Annotated in this window: 20 protein-coding genes; 15 read left to right on the top strand and 5 right to left on the bottom strand. The window is 71.6% G+C overall.

What is annotated here, in order from left to right; translation table 11 throughout:
* The first annotated feature begins 35 nt into the window (after positions 1-35).
* Genes ABCQ75_RS01720 through ABCQ75_RS01705 form a run of 4 tightly spaced genes read left to right on the top strand, consistent with a single transcriptional unit; the run spans position 36 to position 4,528 of the window.
* Positions 36-1,535, top strand: a complete 1,500-nt coding sequence (locus ABCQ75_RS01720; protein WP_345882737.1) for a CoA-acylating methylmalonate-semialdehyde dehydrogenase — start codon at positions 36-38, stop codon at positions 1,533-1,535.
* Positions 1,536-1,557: 22 nt separating this feature from the next.
* Complete coding sequence (locus tag ABCQ75_RS01715; protein WP_345882736.1) at positions 1,558-2,487, top strand: sugar phosphate isomerase/epimerase family protein; 930 nt, start codon at positions 1,558-1,560, stop codon at positions 2,485-2,487.
* A 41-nt stretch (positions 2,488-2,528) separates the two neighbouring features.
* Entirely contained in the window at positions 2,529-3,614 is a 1,086-nt protein-coding gene (locus tag ABCQ75_RS01710) for a Gfo/Idh/MocA family protein (protein WP_345882734.1), read from the top strand.
* Positions 3,611-4,528 (top strand): sugar phosphate isomerase/epimerase family protein, encoded by a 918-nt coding sequence (locus ABCQ75_RS01705; RefSeq protein ID WP_345882733.1) that lies wholly within the window; start codon positions 3,611-3,613, stop codon positions 4,526-4,528. The genes ABCQ75_RS01710 and ABCQ75_RS01705 overlap by 4 nt, the downstream gene beginning before the upstream one ends.
* Positions 4,529-4,982: 454 nt before the next feature.
* On the opposite strand, the gene iolB is transcribed toward ABCQ75_RS01705, so the two are convergent.
* Entirely contained in the window at positions 4,983-5,888 is a 906-nt protein-coding gene (iolB, locus tag ABCQ75_RS01700; RefSeq protein ID WP_345882732.1) for a 5-deoxy-glucuronate isomerase, read from the bottom strand.
* 24 nt (positions 5,889-5,912) lie between these two features.
* The gene (locus ABCQ75_RS01695; protein WP_345882731.1) at positions 5,913-6,653 is read right to left on the bottom strand and encodes a GntR family transcriptional regulator; all 741 of its coding nucleotides are present in this window, start codon (positions 6,651-6,653) and stop codon (positions 5,913-5,915) included.
* Positions 6,654-6,959: 306 nt separating this feature from the next.
* Here ABCQ75_RS01695 and ABCQ75_RS01690 point away from each other — a divergent pair, with 306 nt between their 5' ends.
* The 5 genes from ABCQ75_RS01690 (at position 6,960) to ABCQ75_RS01670 (ending at position 12,266) form a co-directional block, all read left to right on the top strand.
* Positions 6,960-7,952 (top strand): substrate-binding domain-containing protein, encoded by a 993-nt coding sequence (locus ABCQ75_RS01690; RefSeq protein WP_345882730.1) that lies wholly within the window; start codon positions 6,960-6,962, stop codon positions 7,950-7,952.
* 57 nt (positions 7,953-8,009) lie between these two features.
* Positions 8,010-9,065, top strand: a complete 1,056-nt coding sequence (locus tag ABCQ75_RS01685) for an ABC transporter permease (protein WP_345882729.1) — start codon at positions 8,010-8,012, stop codon at positions 9,063-9,065.
* Positions 9,066-9,084: 19 nt separating this feature from the next.
* Entirely contained in the window at positions 9,085-10,035 is a 951-nt protein-coding gene (locus ABCQ75_RS01680; protein WP_345882728.1) for an ATP-binding cassette domain-containing protein, read from the top strand.
* Between the two features lie 135 nt (positions 10,036-10,170).
* Positions 10,171-11,244, top strand: a complete 1,074-nt coding sequence (locus ABCQ75_RS01675; RefSeq protein WP_345882727.1) for a Gfo/Idh/MocA family oxidoreductase — start codon at positions 10,171-10,173, stop codon at positions 11,242-11,244.
* A complete protein-coding gene (locus ABCQ75_RS01670) occupies positions 11,241-12,266 on the top strand; it encodes a Gfo/Idh/MocA family protein (RefSeq protein ID WP_345882726.1) in 1,026 nt (341 codons plus the stop codon). Before ABCQ75_RS01675 ends, ABCQ75_RS01670 begins: the two co-directional genes overlap by 4 nt.
* Positions 12,267-12,386: 120 nt before the next feature.
* On the opposite strand, the gene ABCQ75_RS01665 is transcribed toward ABCQ75_RS01670, so the two are convergent.
* Positions 12,387-13,388, bottom strand: coding sequence for a LacI family DNA-binding transcriptional regulator (locus tag ABCQ75_RS01665; RefSeq protein ID WP_345882725.1), 1,002 nt, complete (start codon positions 13,386-13,388; stop codon positions 12,387-12,389).
* 151 nt (positions 13,389-13,539) lie between these two features.
* Between ABCQ75_RS01665 and ABCQ75_RS01660 the strand changes: the two genes are divergently transcribed.
* Both ABCQ75_RS01660 and ABCQ75_RS01655 read left to right on the top strand, forming a co-directional pair.
* Entirely contained in the window at positions 13,540-14,778 is a 1,239-nt protein-coding gene (locus ABCQ75_RS01660) for a Gfo/Idh/MocA family protein (RefSeq protein ID WP_345882724.1), read from the top strand.
* A gap of 32 nt (positions 14,779-14,810) precedes the next feature.
* A complete protein-coding gene (locus ABCQ75_RS01655; RefSeq protein WP_345882723.1) occupies positions 14,811-15,836 on the top strand; it encodes a sugar phosphate isomerase/epimerase family protein in 1,026 nt (341 codons plus the stop codon).
* Between the two features lie 112 nt (positions 15,837-15,948).
* Here the strand turns inward: ABCQ75_RS01655 and ABCQ75_RS01650 are convergent, their stop codons facing one another.
* Positions 15,949-16,419: a hypothetical protein gene (locus ABCQ75_RS01650; protein ID WP_345882722.1), complete on the bottom strand. Its 471-nt coding sequence runs from the start codon at positions 16,417-16,419 to the stop codon at positions 15,949-15,951.
* A 61-nt stretch (positions 16,420-16,480) separates the two neighbouring features.
* Positions 16,481-17,485 carry a LacI family DNA-binding transcriptional regulator gene (locus ABCQ75_RS01645; RefSeq protein ID WP_345882721.1) on the bottom strand — a complete coding sequence of 335 codons (1,005 nt, stop codon included), beginning with the start codon at positions 17,483-17,485 and terminating at the stop codon, positions 16,481-16,483.
* 141 nt (positions 17,486-17,626) lie between these two features.
* Between ABCQ75_RS01645 and ABCQ75_RS01640 the strand changes: the two genes are divergently transcribed.
* The 4 genes from ABCQ75_RS01640 (at position 17,627) to ABCQ75_RS01625 (ending at position 20,782) form a co-directional block, all read left to right on the top strand.
* Positions 17,627-18,754 (top strand): Gfo/Idh/MocA family oxidoreductase, encoded by a 1,128-nt coding sequence (locus tag ABCQ75_RS01640; RefSeq protein ID WP_345882720.1) that lies wholly within the window; start codon positions 17,627-17,629, stop codon positions 18,752-18,754.
* Positions 18,751-19,518 (top strand): TIM barrel protein, encoded by a 768-nt coding sequence (locus ABCQ75_RS01635; protein WP_345882719.1) that lies wholly within the window; start codon positions 18,751-18,753, stop codon positions 19,516-19,518. The genes ABCQ75_RS01640 and ABCQ75_RS01635 overlap by 4 nt, the downstream gene beginning before the upstream one ends.
* Positions 19,519-19,693: 175 nt before the next feature.
* Positions 19,694-20,446: a flavodoxin family protein gene (locus tag ABCQ75_RS01630; protein ID WP_345882718.1), complete on the top strand. Its 753-nt coding sequence runs from the start codon at positions 19,694-19,696 to the stop codon at positions 20,444-20,446.
* Positions 20,447-20,551: 105 nt separating this feature from the next.
* Positions 20,552-20,782, top strand: coding sequence for a hypothetical protein (locus tag ABCQ75_RS01625; protein WP_345882717.1), 231 nt, complete (start codon positions 20,552-20,554; stop codon positions 20,780-20,782).
* Positions 20,783-20,787 lie beyond the last annotated feature (5 nt).

The following is a 20,787-nucleotide window of genomic DNA, read 5'->3' as shown; positions in this document are numbered from 1 at the left end:
CGGCACCCCGAGAGTTCCCCACAGGAGTATTGACCATGAGCATCAAGACCATCCCGCACTTCCTGAACGGCGAGGAGACCAACGGCGTCGGCACCCGCACGCAGCCGGTCTTCAACCCCGCCACCGGCGAGCAGACCGGCGAGCTGCGCCTCGCCGACGCCGCGGACCTCGAGACCGCGGTCGCGAACGCCCGCAAGGCCGCCGAGTCATGGAACGACATCTCCCTGGCCAAGCGCACCGCCGTGCTCTTCAAGTTCCGCGAGCTCGTGGCCGCACACATCGATGAGCTCGCCGCGCTCATCACTTCCGAGCACGGCAAGGTCATCTCCGACGCCAAGGGCGAGATCGGCCGCGGCCTCGAGGTCATCGAGTTCGCCTGCGGCATCCCGCAGCTGCTCAAGGGCGCCTACTCGGACCAGGCCTCGACCGGCATCGACGTGTTCTCCTACCGCCAGCCGGTGGGCGTGGTCGCAGGCATCACGCCGTTCAACTTCCCCGTCATGGTGCCGCTGTGGATGGCTCCCGTGGCCATCGCGACCGGCAACGCGTTCATCCTCAAGCCCTCCGAGCGCGACCCCTCGCCGTCGCTCCTGCTGGCGAACCTGTGGAAGCAGGCCGGCCTGCCGGACGGCGTGTTCCAGGTCCTGCACGGCGGCAAGGAGACCGTGGACGGGCTCCTGACCCACCCGGACGTGGACGCGATCTCGTTCGTCGGCTCGACCCCGATCGCGAAGTACGTCCAGGCCACCGCCACCGCGCACGGCAAGCGGGTCCAGGCCCTCGGCGGGGCCAAGAACCACGCGATCATCCTCCCGGACGCGGACCTCGACAACGCCGCGGACCACCTCGCCGCGGCCGCGTTCGGATCCGCCGGCGAGCGCTGCATGGCGATCTCGGTCGCCGTGGCAGTCGGCGACGCCGCGGACGCGCTCGTGGGCAAGGTCAAGGACCGGGCCGAGGCCGTCAAGGTCGCCGAGGGCACGGAGCCCGACGCCGAGATGGGCCCCATCATCACGGCCGCGTCCAAGGACCGCATGGCCGGGATCGTGACCAAGGCCGCCGACGCCGGCGCGGACCTCGTGGTGGACGGCCGCGAGTTCACCGTGGAGGGCAAGGAGGGCGGCTTCTGGTTCGGCCCCACCGTGATCGACAACGTCGGCACGGACATGGAGGCGTACACCGAGGAGATCTTCGGCCCGGTCCTGTCCGTGGTCCGGGTCGAGACGGTCGAGGAGGCGATCGAGCTGATCAACTCCAACCCGTACGGCAACGGCACGGCGATCTTCACCTCCTCCGGCTCCAACGCACGCAAGTTCCACCGCGGCGTGCACGTGGGCATGATCGGGATCAACGTCCCGATCCCGGTCCCGGTCGCGTACCACTCGTTCGGCGGCTGGAAGAGCTCGCTCTTCGGCGACAAGCACATCTACGGCGAGGAAGGCGTGTCCTTCTACACCCGCGCCAAGGTCGTCACCCAGCGCTGGCCCGAGCCCACGCACGCCTCCGGCGCCTCCTACAACTTCCCGTCCAACTGAGCCCCCTGACGAAAGGCATCCGATGACCGACATCGAGAACAAGCTCATCATCGGCACCGCCCCGGACTCGTGGGGAGTCTGGTTCGCCGACGATCCGAAGCAGACCCCGTGGGAGCGCTTCCTCGACGAGGTGGCCGAGGCCGGGTACAAGTGGATCGAGCTCGGCCCCTACGGCTACCTCCCCACCGACCCGTCCCGCCTCGCCGACGAGCTCAGGGCCCGCGACCTCCAGGTCTCCGCGGGGACCGTGTTCACGGCGTTCCACCGGGGCGGGCGGCCCGGGGACGCAGCGTTCGAGGAGGCGTGGGAGCCCGCCCGCAAGGTCGCGGAGCTGACCGCCGCGATGGGCGGCGAGCACATCGTCGTCATCCCCGCGATGTGGCGCGACGACGTCACGGGCCTCCCGGTGGAGAACGAGGTCCTCAGCGCCGAGCAGTGGGACTCGCTCTTCAACGGGCACAACGAGCTGGGCCGCCGCCTGAACGAGCAGTTCGGCCTGGCGCAGCAGTTCCACTCGCACGCCGACTCGCACGTGCTCACCCAGCAGGACATCGTGACCCTCCTGGAGAACACCGACCCCGAGCTGCTCAACCTGTGCCTCGACACGGGCCACGCCGAGTACGGCGGGGCGTCCAGCGTGGACCTCATCCGCTCGTACCCCGAGCGCATCGGCTACCTGCACCTCAAGCAGGTGGACCCCGGAGTCATGGAGCGGGTCCGCGCCGAGAACCTCACCTTCGCGGCGGCCAACGCGGCCGGCGTCATGACCGAGCCCCCCGGCGGCCTGCCGGACCTGCGCGAGGTCATCGAGGAGGTCGAGAAGCTCGACCGGCCGATCTTCGGCATCGTCGAGCAGGACATGTACCCGGTCGCCTTCGACGTCCCGCTCCCCATCGCCAAGCGCACCCGCTCCTACCTGCTCTCGTGCGGCTCCCGCACGCGCGTCTCCTGACCCCGGCCCCCGCACCGGGCCCCACCTGAAAGGCACATCCCATGGCTGAGAACCTGCGCGTCGCCGTCATCGGCGCCGGCCGCATGGGCGCGGACCACATCCAGCGCCTCCACACGCGCATCCACGGCGCCGAGGTCGCCGCCGTCATCGACGTCGACCTCGACCGCGCCAACGCCGCGGTTGCCGGCATCCCCGGCGCCCGCGCGTTCGCGACCCCGGCCGAGGCATACGCCGCCGAGCTCGACGGCGGGAAGGTCAACGCCGTCGTCATCGCCACCCCCGGATTCCTCCACGAGCAGGCGCTCCTCGAGGCGCTCGAGCTGGACCTCCCGATCCTGTGCGAGAAGCCGCTCACCCCGGACGCCGAGTCCGCGTGGAAGATCGTCGAGGCCGAGCAGAAGCTGGGCCGCCAGCGCATCCAGGTCGGCTTCATGCGCCGCTTCGACGCCGAGTACGCGGCCCTCGGCGGGCTCGTGCGCTCGCGCGACCTCGGCGAGCTGCTCATGCTGCACTGCCGCCACCGCAACCCGGACACCCCGCCCGGCTTCACCAACGAGATGCTCATCAACGACTCGGTGGTGCACGAGTTCGACGTGATCCGCTACCTCACGGGCGAGGAGATCACCTCGGTCCAGGTGCGCCTCGGCAAGGCCTCCTCGAAGGCGCCCGAGGGCCAGCACGACCCGCAGCACGTTCTCATCGAGACCGAGTCCGGCGTGCTCGCGGACGTCGAGATCTTCGTCAACGCCCAGTTTGGCTACGAGGTCGCCACGCAGGCGGCGTTCGAGGGCGGGATCGTGGACATCGGTGGCGACGGCGGGCCCTACGTCCGCCGCGCGGGCCGCTGGGGCGGCGAGGTCACGCCGAGCTTCATCGAGCGCTTCGGTGCCGCCTACGACGTCGAGGTCCAGGCCTGGGCCGACGCGGCCCTGCGCGGTGGGATCGGCGGTCCGAGCGCCTGGGACGGGTACGCGACCGCCGCCTGCTGCGAAGCGGGAGTCGAGGCGCAGCGCACAGGCGGCAAGGTCGCCGTCGTGCTCAAGCCAAAGCCTGCGCTGTACGCTGTGGGTGCCGAGGCTTCGGGTTCCGACGCTGCGGGGGTCGGGGCAGCGGGGGCCGCGCGATGAAGCTCGCGCTCGACCCCACCCCGTTCCACTCGACGCACTCGCTGCTCGAGTTCCCGGCCCTCGCCGCGGAGCTCGGGTACGAGTACCTCCAGATGACCCCGCACCGGGACATGATCCCGTTCTTCACGCACCCCAAGGCGGACGACGAGCTCGTGCGCCAGTTCCGCAAGGCGTGCGCCGACGCCGGGGTGGAGGTGGCCTCGGTGCTGCCCGTGCTGCGCTGGTCCGGGCCGGACGAGGCGATGCGCGAGGCCGCCGTGCGGTACTGGAAGCGCGCCGTCCAGATCACGGTGGACCTGGGCTGCACCCAGATGAACACCGAGTTCTCGGGCCGGCCGGAGAAGCCCGAGGAGTCCGAGGCCTGCTTCTACAAGTCCATGGAGGAGCTCCTGCCGGTGTTCGAGCGCGAGGGCGTCCACGTCGCGATCGACCCGCACCCGGACGACTTCGTCGAGGAGGGGCTCGCTGCGCTGCGCGTGATCCGCGGGCTCAACTCGCCGAACGTCGGCATGGTCTACGTCGCCTCCCACACCTTCCACATGAAGGACTCCCCGCTGGAGATCATGCGCGCCGCGGGGGAGCGGATCCGGGTCGTCCATGTCTCGGACACGATGGACCACCATGCCTCGCACGGGCTGCGGTACATCACCAACCCGCCCGGGAACGATGTGCGCGTGCACCAGCACCTGAAGATCGGTGACGGCGACGTCAACTGGGACGAGTTCTTCGGCGGGCTGGGGGAGATCGGCTTCCTGGACCGGGACGACACCGTCATGGTCTCCTCGGTCTTCGCCGAGAACGAGAACGCCCCCGAGGTCTCGCGATACCAGTTGCGCGAGATGGCCGCGCGGGCGGACAAGGTGAGGGCGGACAAGGCGAGGGCGGACAAGGCGGGGGACGCCGCCGCCCACTGACCGTTTCGGGTACACATAATCTCGCTCAGGAGCGTTTCGGGTACGCTCCGCGGCAGACCGCCGGACCCCTTCGGTCCGGCGGTCTGCTGCGTCTACGGGCTGCTCGCCGGTCGTCGTTCGTGGACAGGGGCACGACGCCGCGGCCTCCTCGTCCGCGGCGGTCGCCTGCTCCTGGCGCGACGAGGCCGACGGCGGGGTCCCGGGGGGAGGGGGACCCCGCCGTCGTGCGTCTCCGTGGGGCGAAGCGAGTGGAGGGAGACCTCGAATGGAGGACGGCACGCTCGTACCCGAAACCCCCGCGGAGAGGGACGATCTGTACCCGAAAGGGGATGGTGCGTTTGCGCGGGCTCATCGGTTGGAAGGAGACGGCGGGCCACTCGTACCCGAAACGCTCCACGCGCGATTTATGCGTACCCGAAACGCTCCACGCGCGATTTATGTGTAGCCGGAAGGGTCAGGCGGTGAAGGGGAGGCGGGGGTCGATGGCCTGGGCGTCCCAGGTCTGGCGGACCCAGCCGTGGTGCGGGTCGTCGCTGATGAGCCACTCGCGCACCCGGCCCGGCCCGGCCATGACGTTGAGGTAGTACAGGTCGTAGCCAGGTGCGGCCATCGCGGGGCCGTGCCAGCCGTAGGGGACGAGGACGACGTCGCCCGTGCGCACCTCGGCCTGCACGTCGATCGGCCGCTCGTCCGAGGCGTAGACCCGCGCATACCCGACCGGGTCGGCGCCTGCCTGCGGGGAGCCGCCCGCCGGGGAGCCCGGGGCGAGTCGCGTCTCGAAGTAGTAGACCTCCTCGAGGAAGGTCTCACCATCCTTCTCCGTATCGTGCTTGTGCGGCGGGTACGAGGACCAGTTGCCGGCGGGCGTGATGACCTCGCACACGATGAACCGGTCCGCCTCGAGGGCCGCCGGGGTGCCGAAGTTGTGCACCTGCCGCGAGCAGTTGCCCGCCCCGCGCAGCTCCACCGGGGTCTCCTCGGCGCTGATGATCCGGGTCGGGTACTCGGCCTTGGCCGGGGCGAGGGCGACGGCGACCCGCCCGCCCTCGGCGCTCGAGACCACCGCCGCCTTCCCGATCCCCGTGTACAGGACGTCGCTCGGGCCCGCGAAGACCGACGCGCGGCCGCGCAGGGAGTGCTCGACGCCGTCGACCGTCACCGTGAACGCGCCCGCGAGGGGGACCACGATCCGCTCCTCGCCGGCGGCCGCGAGCGAGACCGAGGCGCCGGGCGCGAGCTCGGCGACCTTGATTCCCGTGTGCGCCCATCCCTCCACTGCAGTGGAGGAGTCGTGGGCGCCGAGGGAGACCTGCCAGTCGCCCTCCTTCGCCGTTCCGAGGGGGTAGACCCACTCTGCCATGGGGTTCCTTTCGTCAGGTTCTGGTCAGCGCTGGACCAGGGTCATCTCGAAGCTGTAGGAGTCCGCGCGGTAGACGTGCCGGCCTGTCTCGACGTTGCGGCCTGTGTCGTCCACCGCCGTCCGCTCCATGGTCACGAGCGCCGAGCCTGGCGCGACCTCGAGGAGGCCGGCCTGGTACTCGTCCGCGACGGTCGCGCCGATGCGCTGGTTGGCGAGGCGGAAGTTCACGCCGGCCTCGCGCAGGATCTGGTACATGCCGCTCTGGCGCAGGCCCTCCTCGGTGAGCTCCGCGACGTCGTCCCGCACCCAGTTCTCCATGATCGCCAGCGGCTTCTCGCCCACCGAGCGCAGCCGGGTGAAGTGGTAGACGCCGACGCCGGCCGGCAGCTGGAGCGTCTCCGCCACCTCGTCCTCGGCGGGCCCGTGGCGGAACGCGAGGACCTTCGTGGATGGGGTCTTGCCGCTGCGGGAGAGGTCATCGAAGAGGCTCGACAGCTCGAGGTGGCGGCGCACCTGGCTGGCCACGACCTGCGTGCCCACCCCACGCTTGCGCACGAGGAGGCCGGCGCGGACGAGCTCGTCCATGGCCTTGCGCATGGTGGGGCGTGAGAGGTTGAGCTGGGCGGCGAGCTCGATCTCGTTCTCGAGCTTCGATCCTGGCTCGAGGGCCCCGCTGCGGATCATCGCCTCGATGCCCTGTACCACCTGGTGGTACAGCGGCACGGGGGACGAGCGATCGATCGCTATGTTGAGGCTTGCTGCCATGACCCCTCCTTGGGCCGGGCTGCCGGGTCCTGAGGCGCCCGAGAAGCATGTTTATTTGATAGGACAAATCGCCTGAACCGATCGTAGCACCCGAAGCCCCGGAATGTCAGGGATCTTTTGCGGCGCAGCGCGCTCGCCGCATGTCCTGCGGAGCGGACAAACCGCGCGGGCCACATCTCGGTGCGGCATCGATTAGTGCTTATGTGTGGACAAAGTATTGACATGGTGACGCGCGTCACCCAAGATCATGGCAAGGCCCGGGGCCGGGCGAAGGCGCCCGGCGGGCCAGGACCAAAGGAGAATCACGTGACCAAGTTCTCGTGGCGCCGCGCGGCCGTCGTCGCCCTCGCCGTCCCGACCCTCGCCCTCGCCGCGTGCTCGAGCGGCGGCAAGGAGCCGGCTGCGGGCGGTGCCCAGGGCGGCGGACAGGCCGTTTCGACCCCGACTATGAACATTGCCCTCATCACGCACGCCGCAGCTGGCGACACCTTCTGGGACATCGTCCGGAAGGGCGCAGAAGAGGCCGCCGCCAAGGACAACGTCCAGCTCCAGTACCTGAGCGATCCCGAGGCCGGCCGCCAGGCGCAGCTCGTCCAGCAGGCCATCGACCAGAAGGTCGATGGCATCGCGGTGACCCTCGCGACGCCGGAGGCCCTCAAGGACGTCCTCAAGAAGGCCACCGACGCCGGGATCCCCGTGGTGAGCCTCAACGCCGGTGAGGGCGAGTTCGCCAAGCTCGGCGCATTCACGCACTTCGGCTCCAACGAGAAGCTCGCCGGCGAGGCCGTCGGCACGCGCCTCGCGGAGGAGGGCTACAAGCACCCCGTCTGCGTCATCCAGCAGCAGGGCCACGTGGGCCTCGAGGCCCGGTGCGCGGGCGTCAAGGCCAAGGTCCCGGCCACGGAGATCCTCTATGTGGACGGCAAGGACATGACCGGGGTGCAGTCCACGGCCACCGCAAAGCTCCAGGCCACGAAGAGCGCTGACGTGATCATCGGCCTCGGCGCCCCGATCACCCTCACGCTCATGAAGTCCGTCTCCGACGCCGGCTCCTCGGCGAAGGTCGCGAGCTTCGACCTGAACGCCGAGCTCGCCCAGCAGATCGTGGACGGCAAGGTCATCTTCACGGTGGACCAGCAGCCGTGGCTCCAGGGCTACATGTCCGTCGAGTCGCTCTGGCAGAACAAGCGCGGCGGATTCAAGGTCGGCGGCGGCCTGCCCGTCCTGACCGGCCCGACCATCGTGGACAAGGACAACGCCGCCGAAGTCCTCGAGTTCGCCCAGCAGGGCGTCCGCTAGCACCGCAGCGGGCCCGCGCGGCGTGCGCCGCGCGGGCCCACCACCAAGGAGACCCCCATGGCAAGCACAGCAACACTCCCGGCGGCCCCGGCGCCGTCCCGTGACGAGAGGGTGGCCCGGCGGAGCCCGTTCCAGAAGCTCCTCGGCAGGCCCGAGGTCGGCGCGCTCGCGGCGGCAATCGTCCTGTTCGTCTTCTTCTCCGTCGTCTCGAGCACGTTCCTGCAGCCGAACGCGTTCGCGACGGTCCTCTACGGGTCCTCCACGATCGGGATCATGGCCGTGGGGGTGGCGCTGCTGATGATCGGCGGCGAGTTCGACCTCTCCGCCGGCGTCGCGGTGATCTCCTCGGCGCTGACCGCATCCCTGTTCTCCTGGTACTTCTCGGTGAACATCTGGGTCGGGGTCCTGCTCGCCCTCGTGGTCTCCCTCGGCATCGGGTTCGTCAACGGGTGGATCCTGGTCAAGACCAAGCTTCCGAGCTTCATCGTCACCCTCGCGACGTTCCTCATGCTCACGGGCCTGAACCTGGCCCTGACCCGCCTCATCGGCGGCGCGGTCTCCTCGCCCTCGATCGCCCGGATGGATGGGTTCGCCGAGGCCAAGGCCGTCTTCGCCTCCTCCGTGACCATCGCCGGGGTCGACGTGAAGATCACGGTCTTCTACTGGATCATCATGGTCGCGATCGCCTCGTGGATCCTGCTTCGCACCCGCGTGGGCAACTGGATCTTCGCCTCCGGCGGCGACGCGAACGCCGCCCGCGCCGTGGGCGTGCCGGTGACCAGGACCAAGATCGGGCTCTTCATGGGTGTGGGCCTGTGCGGCTGGGTCCTGGGCATGCACAACCTCTTCGCCTTCGACGCGGTCCAGTCCGGCGAGGGCGTGGGCAACGAGTTCCTCTACATCATCGCCGCGGTGATCGGCGGCTGCCTCCTCACGGGCGGCTACGGCTCGGCGATCGGCGGCGCGATCGGCGCGTTCATCTTCGGCATGGCGAACAAGGGCATCGTGTACGCGCAGTGGAACCCGGACTGGTTCAAGTTCTTCCTCGGCCTCATGCTCCTGCTGGCCACGATCGTGAACCTCATCGTCAAGAAGCGCGCAGAGCTGAAGTAGGGACAAGGACGTGACCACCATGGCACAGCACATCACCAACCGCGAGATCCTCGAGGCCGCGGGGGAGACCGACCCGCTCACCGACCGGCCCGTGCACCTGCTCCGCCTGGACGGCGTGGGCAAGCACTACGGCAACATCATCGCCCTGCGGGACATCACGATGGCCGTGGACAACGGCCGCGTGACGTGCGTGCTCGGCGACAACGGCGCCGGCAAGTCCACCCTCATCAAGATCATCGCCGGCCTGCACCAGCACGACGAGGGCAGCCTGACCATCCTGGGCGAGGAGCGGAAGCTCTCGAGCCCGCGCGAAGCCCTCGACTCCGGCATCGCGACGGTCTACCAGGACCTCGCGGTCGTCTCGCTCATGCCGATCTGGCGCAACTTCTTCCTCGGCTCCGAGCTCACCACCGGGTTCGGCCCCTTCAAGCGCATGGACGTCGCGCGGATGAAGGAGATCACCAAGAAGGAGCTCGCTGACATGGGCATCGACCTGCGCGATGTCGAGCAGCCCATCGGCCAGCTCTCCGGCGGAGAGCGCCAGTGTGTGGCGATCGCCCGCGCCGTGTACTTCGGCGCGAAGGTCCTCATCCTCGACGAGCCCACCGCGGCCCTGGGCGTGAAGCAGTCCGGCGTGGTCCTGCGCTACATCCTCCAGGCCCGCGACCGCGGCCTCGGGGTCATCTTCATCACCCACAACCCCCACCACGCCTTCCCCGTGGGCGACCGGTTCCTGCTGCTCAAGCGCGGCAAGTCCATCGGCTACTACGACAAGAAGGACATCACCCTCGAGGAGCTCACCGCCCAGATGGCCGGCGGCGCTGAGCTCGCTGAGCTCGCCCACGAGCTCGAGCAGCTCGGCGGCCACACCCAGGCCCTCAAGGAGGCCAAGGCGGAGGCCGCCGCGGTCGCGGCCGAGGCGCCCAGGGCCGAGTCGTCCCCGGCCGATGCCGAGGCGCCCCGGGCCTGATCCCCCCTCGCCTCCGCCCTGCTGGCCGGGGACGCGCACGACGGCGCGGTGCGGCACCCAGCCCGCCGCGCCGTCGTCGTGCGCGCCCCGGAGGCGAGCCCCCTGCACTCCACCTCGACGGAAGGAACCACCAGCATGACCATCAGAGTGGGCGTCATCGGCGCCGGGATCATGGGCGCGGACCACGTGCGCAACCTTGCGGGCGCGGTTAGCGGCGCCGCCGTGGAGCTCGTCGCGGACCTCGACGCCGAGCGCGCCGCCCAGGCCGCCCGGACCGCCGGCGCGCGCAGCACTACAGATCCCATGGCGCTCATCAAGGACCCGGACGTCGACGCCGTCGTCATCGCCTCGCACGACTCGACCCACGCCGAGCTCCTGCTAGCGTGCCTCGAGGCGCGCAGGCCCGTGCTGTGCGAGAAGCCGCTCGCCCCGACTGTCGAGGAGGGCCGCTCCGTGGTTGAGGCCGAGGAGGCCCTCGCCGCGGAGCTGGGCCGCAGTCTCGTCTCCCTCGGCTTCATGCGCCGCTTCGACCCCGCCCACACCGAGCTCAGGCGCCGGCTCGGTGCGGGCGAGCTCGGCGAGCCGCTCGTGGCCCACTGCGTGAGCCGCAACGTCCGCTCCGCCCCGGACGCGACCAACGCCTCGGCAATCACCAACTCCGCGATCCACGAGCTCGACTCGATGCCGTGGCTCCTCGGGACCGAGGTCGCCGAGGCGGCGTGGCTGCCCGGGCGCAAGGCGTCTTCGCTCGCACCCGCCGGGCTCCAGGACCCGGCCTTCATGCTCCTGCGCATGGCCGACGGCACGCTCGTGACCCTCGAGCTGTTCCTCAACGCCGAGTACGGGTACTCGACCAGGCTCGAGCTCGTGGGGGAGCGGGGCACGGCGAGCTTCACCGAGTCCCCGCTGCTCGAGCTCAGCGTGGACCGGGTGCGCGCCACGGACTACCCCGCGGACTGGCGGCCCCGCTTCGCCGACGCCTATCGGATCGAGCTGCAGGCGTGGATCGACTCCCTGCGGACCGGCACGCCGTCGCCCCTCGCGACCGCCCGGGACGGGCTGCGCGCCTCCGAGACCGCCGCCGCGCTAGTCGCGTCGATCGAGGCCGGCGGCGCGTTCGTACCGGTCGTGCACAGTGCTCCGCGCACAGCGTCCGGCGCTGCCTTCCCTGCTGCTGCCAACGCCGTCTCCGCGGTGGCGCAGGCATGAGCGCGTTCGCGTTCCCCGCCTCCCGCGTCCCGGACCCCGCCGAGGCGCCAAGCCTGCGCTGGGGCATCGCCGGGCCGGGATGGATCGCCGAGCGCTTCGTCGAGTCCCTCGCCCGGCACGGGTCCCAGCGCGTGACCGCGGTCGGCTCGCGGGCCGCCGACCGGGCCGCCGCGTTCGCCGCGCCGCGCGGGCTGCGCGCGCACGGCTCCTATGAGGCGCTCGCCGCTGACCCCGAGGTCGACGTCGTCTACGTCGCCACGCCGCACACGGCCCACCTCGAGGTGGCCCTCGCCGCGATCGCGGCGGGAAAGCACGTGCTCGTCGAGAAGCCGATCGGCATCAGCGCGGCCGAGGCCGGGAAGATCGCCGAGGCCGCGCGGTCCGCCGGCGTCTTGGCGGCAGAGGCGCTGTGGACGGCGTTCCTGCCCTCGTACGACATCGCGCGGCAGCTCATCCGCGGCGGGCATCTGGGCGGCCTGACCGCCGTCGTCGGCGACTACGGCGAGTACCTGCCGCCGTCCCACCGCGCCCACGACCCCGAGCTCGCAGGGGGGCCGCTCCTGGACCTCGGCATCTACCTGCTCGCTCTCGCCACCGACATCCTCGGCGAGCCGGACCGGATCCTCGGGCTCGGGACGGCGCTCGCGAACGGCGTCAACGGGCAGCTCTCGGCCCTGCTCGGCTTCCCGGGCGGTGCGCAGGCCACGCTCACGACGACGATGCAGGGCTTCACGCCCGCCCAGCTGACGGCTGTCGGCACTGAGGCGTCGCTGACGTTCGACGGTCCGTTCAACAGCCCCGGCGGCCTCACCGTCCGGACCTCCGATGGCGAGGTGCACCGGTGGGATGGGATGCCCGGTGACCACGTGGCAGGGCTCCACTTCCAGGCTGCCGCGGTGGCCCGGGCCCTGGAGGCCGGGCGGACCGAGGTGGCCGAGCGGCCGCTCGAGGCGAGCATCCGGGCCCTGCGGGTCGCCGACGAGCTGCGGCGCCAGGCCGGGATCGTCTTCCCGGGGGAGTAGCGGCCCCGCCGTGCGCCGACACCGTGCCGAAGTGCACAACCCAGAGCCGGGAACGCCATATGGGGGGCGGTTCCTGCTCTGAGTTGTGCACTTGGGGACGCTGTTGCACGCGTCCGCGGGTCAGGGAGGCGCGGTGGAGCCCCTCACCACGAGGGAGGGCTCGAGGAGCTGGCGTCGGCGCGGCGCCTCCGGGTCGCCGAGCCGGGCCAGCAGCGTCGTGGCGGACTCGGCGCCGACCTCGTGGGAGTGGCCGGCCACGCTCGTGAGGGCGAGGTACCGGTAGGCCGCGAGCGGTGAGTCGTCGTAGCCGACCACAGACACGTCGTGGGGCACCGACAGGCCGTGCTCGCGCAGGGCCGCAAGAGCGCCCACGGCCATGACATCGTTGCCCGCCACGAAGGCCGTGAGGCCCGGCGCAGCGTCGAGGGCGGCGAGGGCTGCCGCGTAGCCGTCGTCCTCGGCGGTGCCGCCGGCGCCGGTGACGAGGGGCTCGAGGCCCGCAGCCCGCATGGTCCTCTCGTATCCGCGGCGCCTGCGCGCGGCCGGGCCGCCCGACCCCGTCAGGTGGGCGATCCTCGCGTGGCCCAGATCCAGCAGATGGCGCGTCGCGAGCTCGCCGCCGCGCTCGTCGTCGCCCGCCACGACGTCCGCAGCCAGCCCCGGGCCCACGTCGCGGACGCCCGCGACGACGGTCGGCACGGCGAGCCCGCGGAGCAGCCCCGGCTGGGGCTCGCCGGCCACGACCAGGCCGTCAACGTGCATCGCCAGGAAGCCGTCCACGGGGTTGCGGCCGGAGACGGCCTCGAGCGTGAGGTCCGCGACCGAGGAGGTGTAGCCGGCGGGGTCGAGCACGGAGCGGAGGCCCGCGAGGAGTTCGACGAACCAGGGGTTGCGGAAGTCGTCGATGAGGACCCCGACCGATCTCGTGCGCTGGCTCGCGAGTGCGCTCGCCGCGCGGCTGGGCCGGTACCCGAGCTCCTCGATCGCCTCGTGCACTGCGCGGCGGCGCGCCTCGCTCACGTGCGGGGCGTCCCTCAGGACGAGGGAGACGAGGGACTTCGACACGCCCGCGCGCTGGGCCACGTCGTAGATCGTGGGGCGGGCTGCGGGTTCGGCTGGCACGTGTCCATGATGGCATCTGCCGCCGCAGTGGGCGGCTACTGGCCGGTGTATTGACAGGACAAAGTTCGCGGCCTTACGCTCGTTTGGAGCGCTCCACATCACATGCTTCGGCCAGCGGGATCCCCGCCCGGCCCCCTCGAAGGAGAGAGACATGAGCAAGCCCCTCGGCGTTGCCGTCATCGGTGCCGGCATGGCCGGCAAGGCCCACGCCGCCGCCTACCGCACGGCCTCGACGCTGTACCGCCCCACGCTCCCGGAGATCAGCCTCGTCGCGATCGGGGACGTCAACGCCGAGTTCGGCCAGGCCGCCGCGACCCGCTTCGGCTACGCGCGCCACGACTCCTCCTGGCAGGCCATCGCCGAGGCCGACGACATCGACGTCGTCTCGGTCGTCATCGCCAACTCGCTCCACCGCGAGGTGGTCGAGGGCCTCCTCGCCGCCGGCAAGCACGTCCTGTGCGAGAAGCCGCTCTCCGACTCGCTCGCCGACGCCCGCGCCATGGCCGACGCCGCGCGCGCCGCCGAGGAGCGCGGAGTGCTGGGCCGCATCGGCTTCACCTACCGCCGCACGCCCGGCATCGCCGCGATCCGCCAGCTCATCCAGGACGGCACGCTCGGCCGCCCGCTCCACTTCTCGGGCCGCTACTGGACCGACTACGGCTGCAGCCCCCAGGCGCCCATGAGCTGGCGCTACAAGGGCGGCCCCGGCTCGGGCGCGCTCGCCGACGTCGGCAGCCACCTCGCGTACGTGGGCGAGTTCCTGTGCGGCGACATCCAGGCCGTCTCCGGCGGCCAGCTCTCCACCGCGATCGCGCAGCGCCCGCTCCCGCTCGGCGCCGTCATGGGCCACGACCACGCAGCCGTCTCGGACACCTTCGAACCGGTGGAGAACGACGACGTCGCCTCCTTCTCGGCCGAGTTCGCCTCGTGCATCGGCTCGCTCTCCGTCTCCCGCGTCGCGGCCGGGCACGCCAACTCGCTCATGTTCGAGGTGTTCTGCGAGAACGGCGCCGCCGCCTTCGACCAGCGCCGCCCCGCGGAGATCGGGCTGTTCCTCAACGAGGGCCCGTACGCCCAGAACGGCTACCGCCAGGTCATCCTCGGCCCCGACCACCCGTACATCGCGGGCGGGCTCGCGATGGACGCCCCGAGCGTCGGCTTCGGCCAGAACGACGCGTTCGGGTACCAGGCCCGCGCGTTCCTCGAGGAGGTCGCCGGCCTGTCCGAGTCCGAGTCGCTCCCGCGCTGTGCGACCTTCGACGAGGGCGTGCGGAACATGGAGATCCTCGACGCCGTCGCCGCCTCGGCCGCCGATGCCGGCCGCCGCGTCGAGGTGACGCCCGCAGAGGCGCCGTCTGCCCAGAACCCCGCCCACGCCGTCGTCCGCTGACGCCCGCCCACACCGAATCCAGGAGAACCACCATGAAGCTCGGCGTCTACAACGCGATCCTCCACGACCGCTCCCTGCCCGAGGCCCTCAAGGTCATCGCCGACCTCGGCCTGACCGGCATCGAGATCAACACCGGCGGCTTCCTGCCCGCCGTCCATGTCCCCACCTTCGACGAGATCCTCGTCAGCGACGCCGCGCGCGACGACTACCTCGGGATCTTCGAGGGCACCGGCGTCGGGATTGCGGGCCTGAACTGCAACGGCAACCCGCTGCACCCCAAGGCCGAGATCGGGCAGAGGCACGCGGAGGACATCCGCCGCTCCATCCGCCTCGCCGAGCGGCTCGGGCAGGACCGGGTAGTGACGATGTCCGGCCTCCCCGGTGGCGAGCCGGGTGCGACGGTCACGAACTGGGTCGTCAACGCGTGGAACTCCGCGGCGCTGGACGTCCTCGATTACCAGTGGGGCATCGCCGCCGAGTTCTGGCGCGAGACCGACCGCCTCGCTGCGGACCACGGCGTCAAGGTCGCCCTCGAGCTGCACCCGCAGAACGTCGTGTTCAACACGGCGGACGTGTACAGGCTCGTCGAGCTCACGGGGGCGACGCATGTCGGTGTCGAGCTCGACGCCTCGCACCTGTTCTGGCAGCAGATGGACCCCGTCGCCGTGGTCCGCGAGCTCGGGCCGCTTGTCTTCCACGCCGCCGCGAAGGACGTCCGCGTCAACCCGGAGAACGCGAAGCTCTATGGCGTCCTGGACAACCGGTTCCGCCGGCTCTCGCCCGACGAGAACCGCACCAACCTGGGCGGGGACGAGTGGGCCAACGAGTGGCCCAAGGACTCCGCGTGGGACTTCGTGGCGCTGGGCCGCGGGCACGACGCCGCCTACTGGGCCGATTTCCTGCGCGCCCTGCGCGATGTGGACCCGGACATGATGGTCAACATCGAGCACGAGGACGTCTCCCTCGGCCGGATCGAGGGCCTCGAGGTCGCCGCGGGCGTCCTGCTCAAGGCGGCGCGCATGATCGGCGAGGACGCGCCGGCGGCCGCCCAGGCCTGACGCCCGCTCGCTTCCCACCCCGCGCTTCCTTCCCATTCCCCGCAATTGTTGGGTTGAGCAGGGTCTCGAGCCCTCGCACCCTGCTCAACTCGACAATTCGCGGGAGGTCCAGTCAGCGGGTCCGCCGGTCGGGGCCCGGGCCCGCGCGTGCGAGCCGCACGGCTGCGACCGCCATGGCGATGAACGAGCCCACGATCGCCACGACGATCAGCACCCGCACGAGCAGGTCCCAGTTGAACCAGCTGCCGCCGAAGTCGAAGGGGAACACCTCCCACATCCGGAACGCGGCGGCCACCCCGATCCCCAGCGTCACGAGCTCGCCGAGCGCACGGACCGCCAGCCGGTCCGCCGCGAGGTAGACCAGATTGACGACGATCCCGGCGATCCACGCCGCGTTCACGAGGGCCAGGACCTCGGGCGTGGCCGGGGTCAGGAACGGCAGGACCTGCCATCCGGGCCAGACGTTCGCTGCCAGGAGCAGGAGGGTTGTGACGAGGATCGAGCCCGTGTAGTCGCCCCGGTGGTGCTCGGCCTTCCGGCTCCCGCCGGCGGCCGCGGGGATCCGCCCTGCGTGTCCAGTCACGCGTCCAGTCCACGCCGCGCGGCTGGGTCGGGCCAGAGTCCTTGGTCCAGGCGGCTGGCGGTCACCGCACGGTGGTGGAGGGGCTGCCCGCGGGAGGCGCCGTGCTTGCCCGCACCGTGAGCGAGGGAGGCACGAGCACGTGCTCGTGCCGTCCCGCGAGTGCCTCGGCGGCGGCGTGCACGGTGGCCGCGGCGAGCGCGTCGGGGTCCTGCCGCACGCTCGTGAGCTGGATGTGGGCGAGGGCTGCGAGGCGCGAGTCGTCGTAGCCCACCACCGAGAGGTCCTCCGGCACCCGCACGCCGGCGCTGCGCAGGACGTGCACGACGCCGAGCGCGGCCTCGTCGTTGAACACCACCGCCGCGGTGGGCGCCCCGTCAGGGCTGCCCTCCCGCTCGCGCAGCAGAATGGCGGCGGCGGCCATGCCCGCGCTGTCGGTGGGGCCCGCGGGCACGACCACGGCACCTCCGCCTTCGAGCGCCCGGAACGCCGCCCGCCGCGCCGCCGAGCCCACGGCCGCCCCGCCGTCGAGGTGCACGAGGCGCGCGTGGCCGAGGCCCCGGAGGTGCGCGACGGCGAGCCCGATGCCCGCCGCCTCGTCGGTCGCGACGCTTGCGACGGCGTCGTGCTCCTGGCTCTCGAGCACCGAGACCACCGGGACGGGAAGGGCCGCGAGCTCCTCCGCGGCGGTGTCCGGGGCGAGCACGAGCAGCGCCTCGGCGCCCAGGTCCAGGAGCGATCCGAGGGCCTCCGCCTCGGTCCGGCGGGGCCCGCGCGCCGAGAGGGCGAGGTCGAAGCCCGCGGCAGCCGCCGCCGGGTAGACCGCCTCGACGAGCTCGGCGTGGAACGCGCCGTCGAGGGCGAAGACCACCCCGAGCAGGCCGCTGCGGGAGCTGCGCAGGAGCCGCGCCCGGGCGTCCGGCCGGTAGCCGAGGCGGCCGGCAGCTGCGAAGACGCGCTCCCGGGTGGCCTCGCTCGCTCCCGCGGCATTGCGGAACACGATCGAGACGAGGGCCCGTGACACGCCCGCCTCTGCGGCGACATCCGCCATCGTGGGGCGCTTGGCCACGGGTCCTCCTTGTCCGGGGATACGTTCACGGCCACTCTACTAGAACGATCTAGACAGCGCGCGCAGCCCGTGCCACACTGGCGGGACCAGCCTTCTGGATCGATCTAGTCCCCCTCGGGGACCCTCCCGAAAGAGACCACCATGAGCTACCTCCCCGTCGACCCGGCCCGTCCCGAGCCCGTCCGCGTCGGCCTCATCGGCGCCGGCTGGATGGGCGCCTTCCACGCCAGGAGCCTCGCCTCGACCATCCCCGGCGCGGTCCTCGCGGCCATCGCGGACCCCGCCCTCGAGCCGGCCGTCTCACTCGCCGCGGAGCTCGGCGTCCCGCAGGTGACCGCAGACCCCGCCGACCTCTTCGCGGACCCGGCGATCGACGCCGTCGTCATCGCCGGGCCGATCCGCTTCCACGCCGCGCTCTCCGCCGCCGCCGCGCGGGCCGGCAAGCACGTCTTCTGCGAGAAGCCGGGCGCCACGACCCTCGAGGAGCTCTCCGAGGTCGAGGCCGCCGTCGCCGAGGCGGGCGTCCACTGGCAGATCGGCTTCAACCGCCGCTACGCCGCGGACTTCCTCGCCGCCCGGCGCGACCTCGCCGCGGGCGCCGTCGGGACCCCGCAGCTCCTGCGGTCCCTCACGCGCGATCCCGGCACGGGGTCCATCCCGCACGCCGCCCGCGTGCCGCAGTGGACCATGTTCCTCGAGACCCTCATCCACGACTTCGACGCGCTGAACTGGATGAACCCCGGCGCCGAGCCGGTGAGCGTGCACGTCCTCGCGGACGCGCTCGTCGAGCCAGACCTCAGGGACGCGGGCTTCATCGACACGGCCGTCGCCACCATCCGGTACAGCAACGGCGCCATGGCCGTCGCCGAGGCCAGCTTCTCCGCCCTCTACGGCTACGACGTGCGCGGGGAGACCTTCGGCTCGCGCGGCATGGTCCAGGCCGGCCGCCCCACGGAGACAGCCGCCCGCACCTACGGCCCCGAGGGGCTCTCGGCGCGGACGCCGCGGCTGAACATCGAGCTCTTCGCCGACGCGTACCGCGACGAGCTCGCCGACTTCGCCGCGCACGCCGCCGCCCGCCGCGACGGCGCCCCCGCTCCGGACCACGGGGTCCCGCTCACTCCGGGCCTCGCCGACGCGCGCCGCGCCCTCGCGATGGCGCGGGCCTGCATCGAGTCTGTGCAGACCGGGCTCCCTGCTTCCGTGGCCGGCTCGGTTGTGTCCGGTGCTGGGGAGGCGCACGACGGCGCCGCGGCGGTCGCGCGATGAGGCTCGCCGTCTGCGCGGAGATGGTCTTCACGGGCCTGCCGTTCTCCGAGCGGGTGCGCCGCATCCACGAGGCCGGGTTCGACGTGGAGGTCTGGGACTCGCGTCCCAAGGACATCGCCGAGCTCGTCGCGACCGGCGCCCGCTTCTCGTCGATGACCGGCTACTCGGCGGGCTCGCTCGTCGAGCCTGACACGGCGGACCTCGTGGTGAGCACCGCGGAAGCCCTCATCCCGACGGCCCTCGAGCTCGGCGTCGAGCGCCTGGTGGTGCACCCGGCCGAGCTCGTGGACGGACAGGCCGCGCGCCCGCACTGGCGTGCGGACGGCACCATGTGGCTCACGGCCGCGCGCACGCTCGAGCGGCTCGGCGCGCTCGGTGCCCGGCACGGGCTCACGTTCTGCCTCGAGAACCTCAACACGATCGTGGACCACCCGGGCATCCCGCTCGCGCGGGCCAAGGACACGCTCGCGCTCGTGCGCGCGGTGGACCACCCCAACGTGCGGCTCATGCTGGACCTCTACCACGCGCAGATCGGGGAGGGGAACCTCGTCGAGCTCGTGCGGGAGGCGCTGCCGTGGACCGGCGAGGTGCAGGTCGCGGACGTCCCAGGGCGGTGCGAGCCGGGCACGGGGGAGATCAGCTACCCGGCCGTGCACCGAGCGCTCGCCGAGGCCGGCTACACGGGGACGGTCGGGATGGAGGCCTACGCCGCCGCTGATCCCGATGACGCGCTCGAGGCCTTCGGCGCCGCGTTCGGGGGGTAGAGCGTCGAGGCCGACACAACCCGGCGGCCCGCGGGCGGGACAGTGCCCAGGTTGGACCGGCGAGCTGTATCGGTCTTCACGGCCGGGAGGGGCGGGATCCTGCTCCGCCCCTCCCGCGTGGGCACCGGGCGTGCCTACGATCCTCGGCAGAGAGCCCCCAGCGGAAGGAGCCGGCATGCTGCCGGAATCGGTCCAGGCCTTCATCGATGCGGAGATCCAGGCGAGCGCAACGGACTTCACGGACCTGCGCGCCCTCTACATCAACGGCACGCTCAAGCCGAGCCCGGAGCAGAGCCACACCGACGGGCTGATCGCCGTGAGCCGTCTCGTGCTCGAGGGGGTGGGCGCCCGCGTGGATGAGATCCGCACGGTGGACCACGACATCCCGCCCGGCGTGTACCCGGACATGCGCGAGCACGGCTGGGAGGCGGACGCCTTCCCGGACCTCTACCACTCGCTCGTGGAGCCGGCGGACATCGTGGTCCTTGCCACCCCGGTCTGGCTCGGCGACCAGTCCTCCATGACCCGCAAGATGGTCGAGCGGCTCTACGGCTGGTCGGGAGAGGTGAACCGCAAGGGCCAGTGGGCGTACTACGGCAAGGTCGGAGGCGTGATCGTCACCGGCAACGAGGACGGCGGCAAGCACTGCGCCGCCCAGCTCCTCTACGCGCTCTCCCACATCGGCTTCACGGTCCCGCCCCAGGCGGACTCCTACTGGAACGGCGAGGCCGGGCCGGGACCGTCCTATCTGGACGACAACCGCGGCGCCCAGAACCACTGGACCACCCGGAACACGGTCTTCGCGGCATGGAACATGCTGCACACCGCGCGGCGCATCAAGGACGCCGGAGGCCTCCCCGCCCACGGGAACGTGGTGGCCAACTGGGACCTGTCCAACCCGGACCATCCCAACCCCGAATACCGGTGAGGCCTCCTCAGTTCGCCGCATGTTCACCCGGCTCCCCGGTAGAACCCGGCAGGGCCCGGGTAGGTCTTGCTCACGACCACCGGACGAAGGGAAGACGGCGTGGGCATGACAGGAACAAGGGTGCACTCGTGCCGCGAGCTCGAGGTGGGGGCCACGGTGGAGGCGCGGGCCGGCAGGGCGGTGCACTTCTCGGGCACGGTCGCCGAGACGATGCCCGGGATGGAGCTGTTCTGGGCGGTCTCGCCCGCGGGTGAGCGGCGGATCCTCGAGTTCGCCGAGTGCCAGATCTACCTGCTCGGCTCCGGCCCGGAGGCGGCCGAGGGCGCAGCGAACTGACCGGG

Source organism: Sinomonas halotolerans (assembly GCF_039615075.1).
In the GTDB taxonomy this organism is placed as follows: Bacteria; Actinomycetota; Actinomycetes; order Actinomycetales; family Micrococcaceae; genus Sinomonas; species Sinomonas halotolerans.
This window is presented reverse-complemented; position numbering and strand designations above follow the sequence as displayed.

What these genes read in the sequence shown, in the direction of transcription:
- ABCQ75_RS01720 (WP_345882737.1), top strand. Translation starts at nt 36, where the DNA reads ATGAGCATCAAGACCATCCCGCACTTCCTGAACGGCGAGGAGACCAAC.
- ABCQ75_RS01715 (WP_345882736.1), top strand. Translation starts at nt 1,558, where the DNA reads ATGACCGACATCGAGAACAAGCTCATCATCGGCACCGCCCCGGACTCG.
- ABCQ75_RS01710 (WP_345882734.1), top strand. Translation starts at nt 2,529, where the DNA reads ATGGCTGAGAACCTGCGCGTCGCCGTCATCGGCGCCGGCCGCATGGGC.
- ABCQ75_RS01705 (WP_345882733.1), top strand. Translation starts at nt 3,611, where the DNA reads ATGAAGCTCGCGCTCGACCCCACCCCGTTCCACTCGACGCACTCGCTG.
- iolB (WP_345882732.1), bottom strand. Translation starts at nt 5,888, where the DNA reads ATGGCAGAGTGGGTCTACCCCCTCGGAACGGCGAAGGAGGGCGACTGG.
- ABCQ75_RS01695 (WP_345882731.1), bottom strand. Translation starts at nt 6,653, where the DNA reads ATGGCAGCAAGCCTCAACATAGCGATCGATCGCTCGTCCCCCGTGCCG.
- ABCQ75_RS01685 (WP_345882729.1), top strand. Translation starts at nt 8,010, where the DNA reads ATGGCAAGCACAGCAACACTCCCGGCGGCCCCGGCGCCGTCCCGTGAC.
- ABCQ75_RS01680 (WP_345882728.1), top strand. Translation starts at nt 9,085, where the DNA reads ATGGCACAGCACATCACCAACCGCGAGATCCTCGAGGCCGCGGGGGAG.
- ABCQ75_RS01675 (WP_345882727.1), top strand. Translation starts at nt 10,171, where the DNA reads ATGACCATCAGAGTGGGCGTCATCGGCGCCGGGATCATGGGCGCGGAC.
- ABCQ75_RS01670 (WP_345882726.1), top strand. Translation starts at nt 11,241, where the DNA reads ATGAGCGCGTTCGCGTTCCCCGCCTCCCGCGTCCCGGACCCCGCCGAG.
- ABCQ75_RS01660 (WP_345882724.1), top strand. Translation starts at nt 13,540, where the DNA reads ATGAGCAAGCCCCTCGGCGTTGCCGTCATCGGTGCCGGCATGGCCGGC.
- ABCQ75_RS01655 (WP_345882723.1), top strand. Translation starts at nt 14,811, where the DNA reads ATGAAGCTCGGCGTCTACAACGCGATCCTCCACGACCGCTCCCTGCCC.
- ABCQ75_RS01640 (WP_345882720.1), top strand. Translation starts at nt 17,627, where the DNA reads ATGAGCTACCTCCCCGTCGACCCGGCCCGTCCCGAGCCCGTCCGCGTC.
- ABCQ75_RS01635 (WP_345882719.1), top strand. Translation starts at nt 18,751, where the DNA reads ATGAGGCTCGCCGTCTGCGCGGAGATGGTCTTCACGGGCCTGCCGTTC.
- ABCQ75_RS01630 (WP_345882718.1), top strand. Translation starts at nt 19,694, where the DNA reads ATGCTGCCGGAATCGGTCCAGGCCTTCATCGATGCGGAGATCCAGGCG.
- ABCQ75_RS01625 (WP_345882717.1), top strand. Translation starts at nt 20,552, where the DNA reads ATGACAGGAACAAGGGTGCACTCGTGCCGCGAGCTCGAGGTGGGGGCC.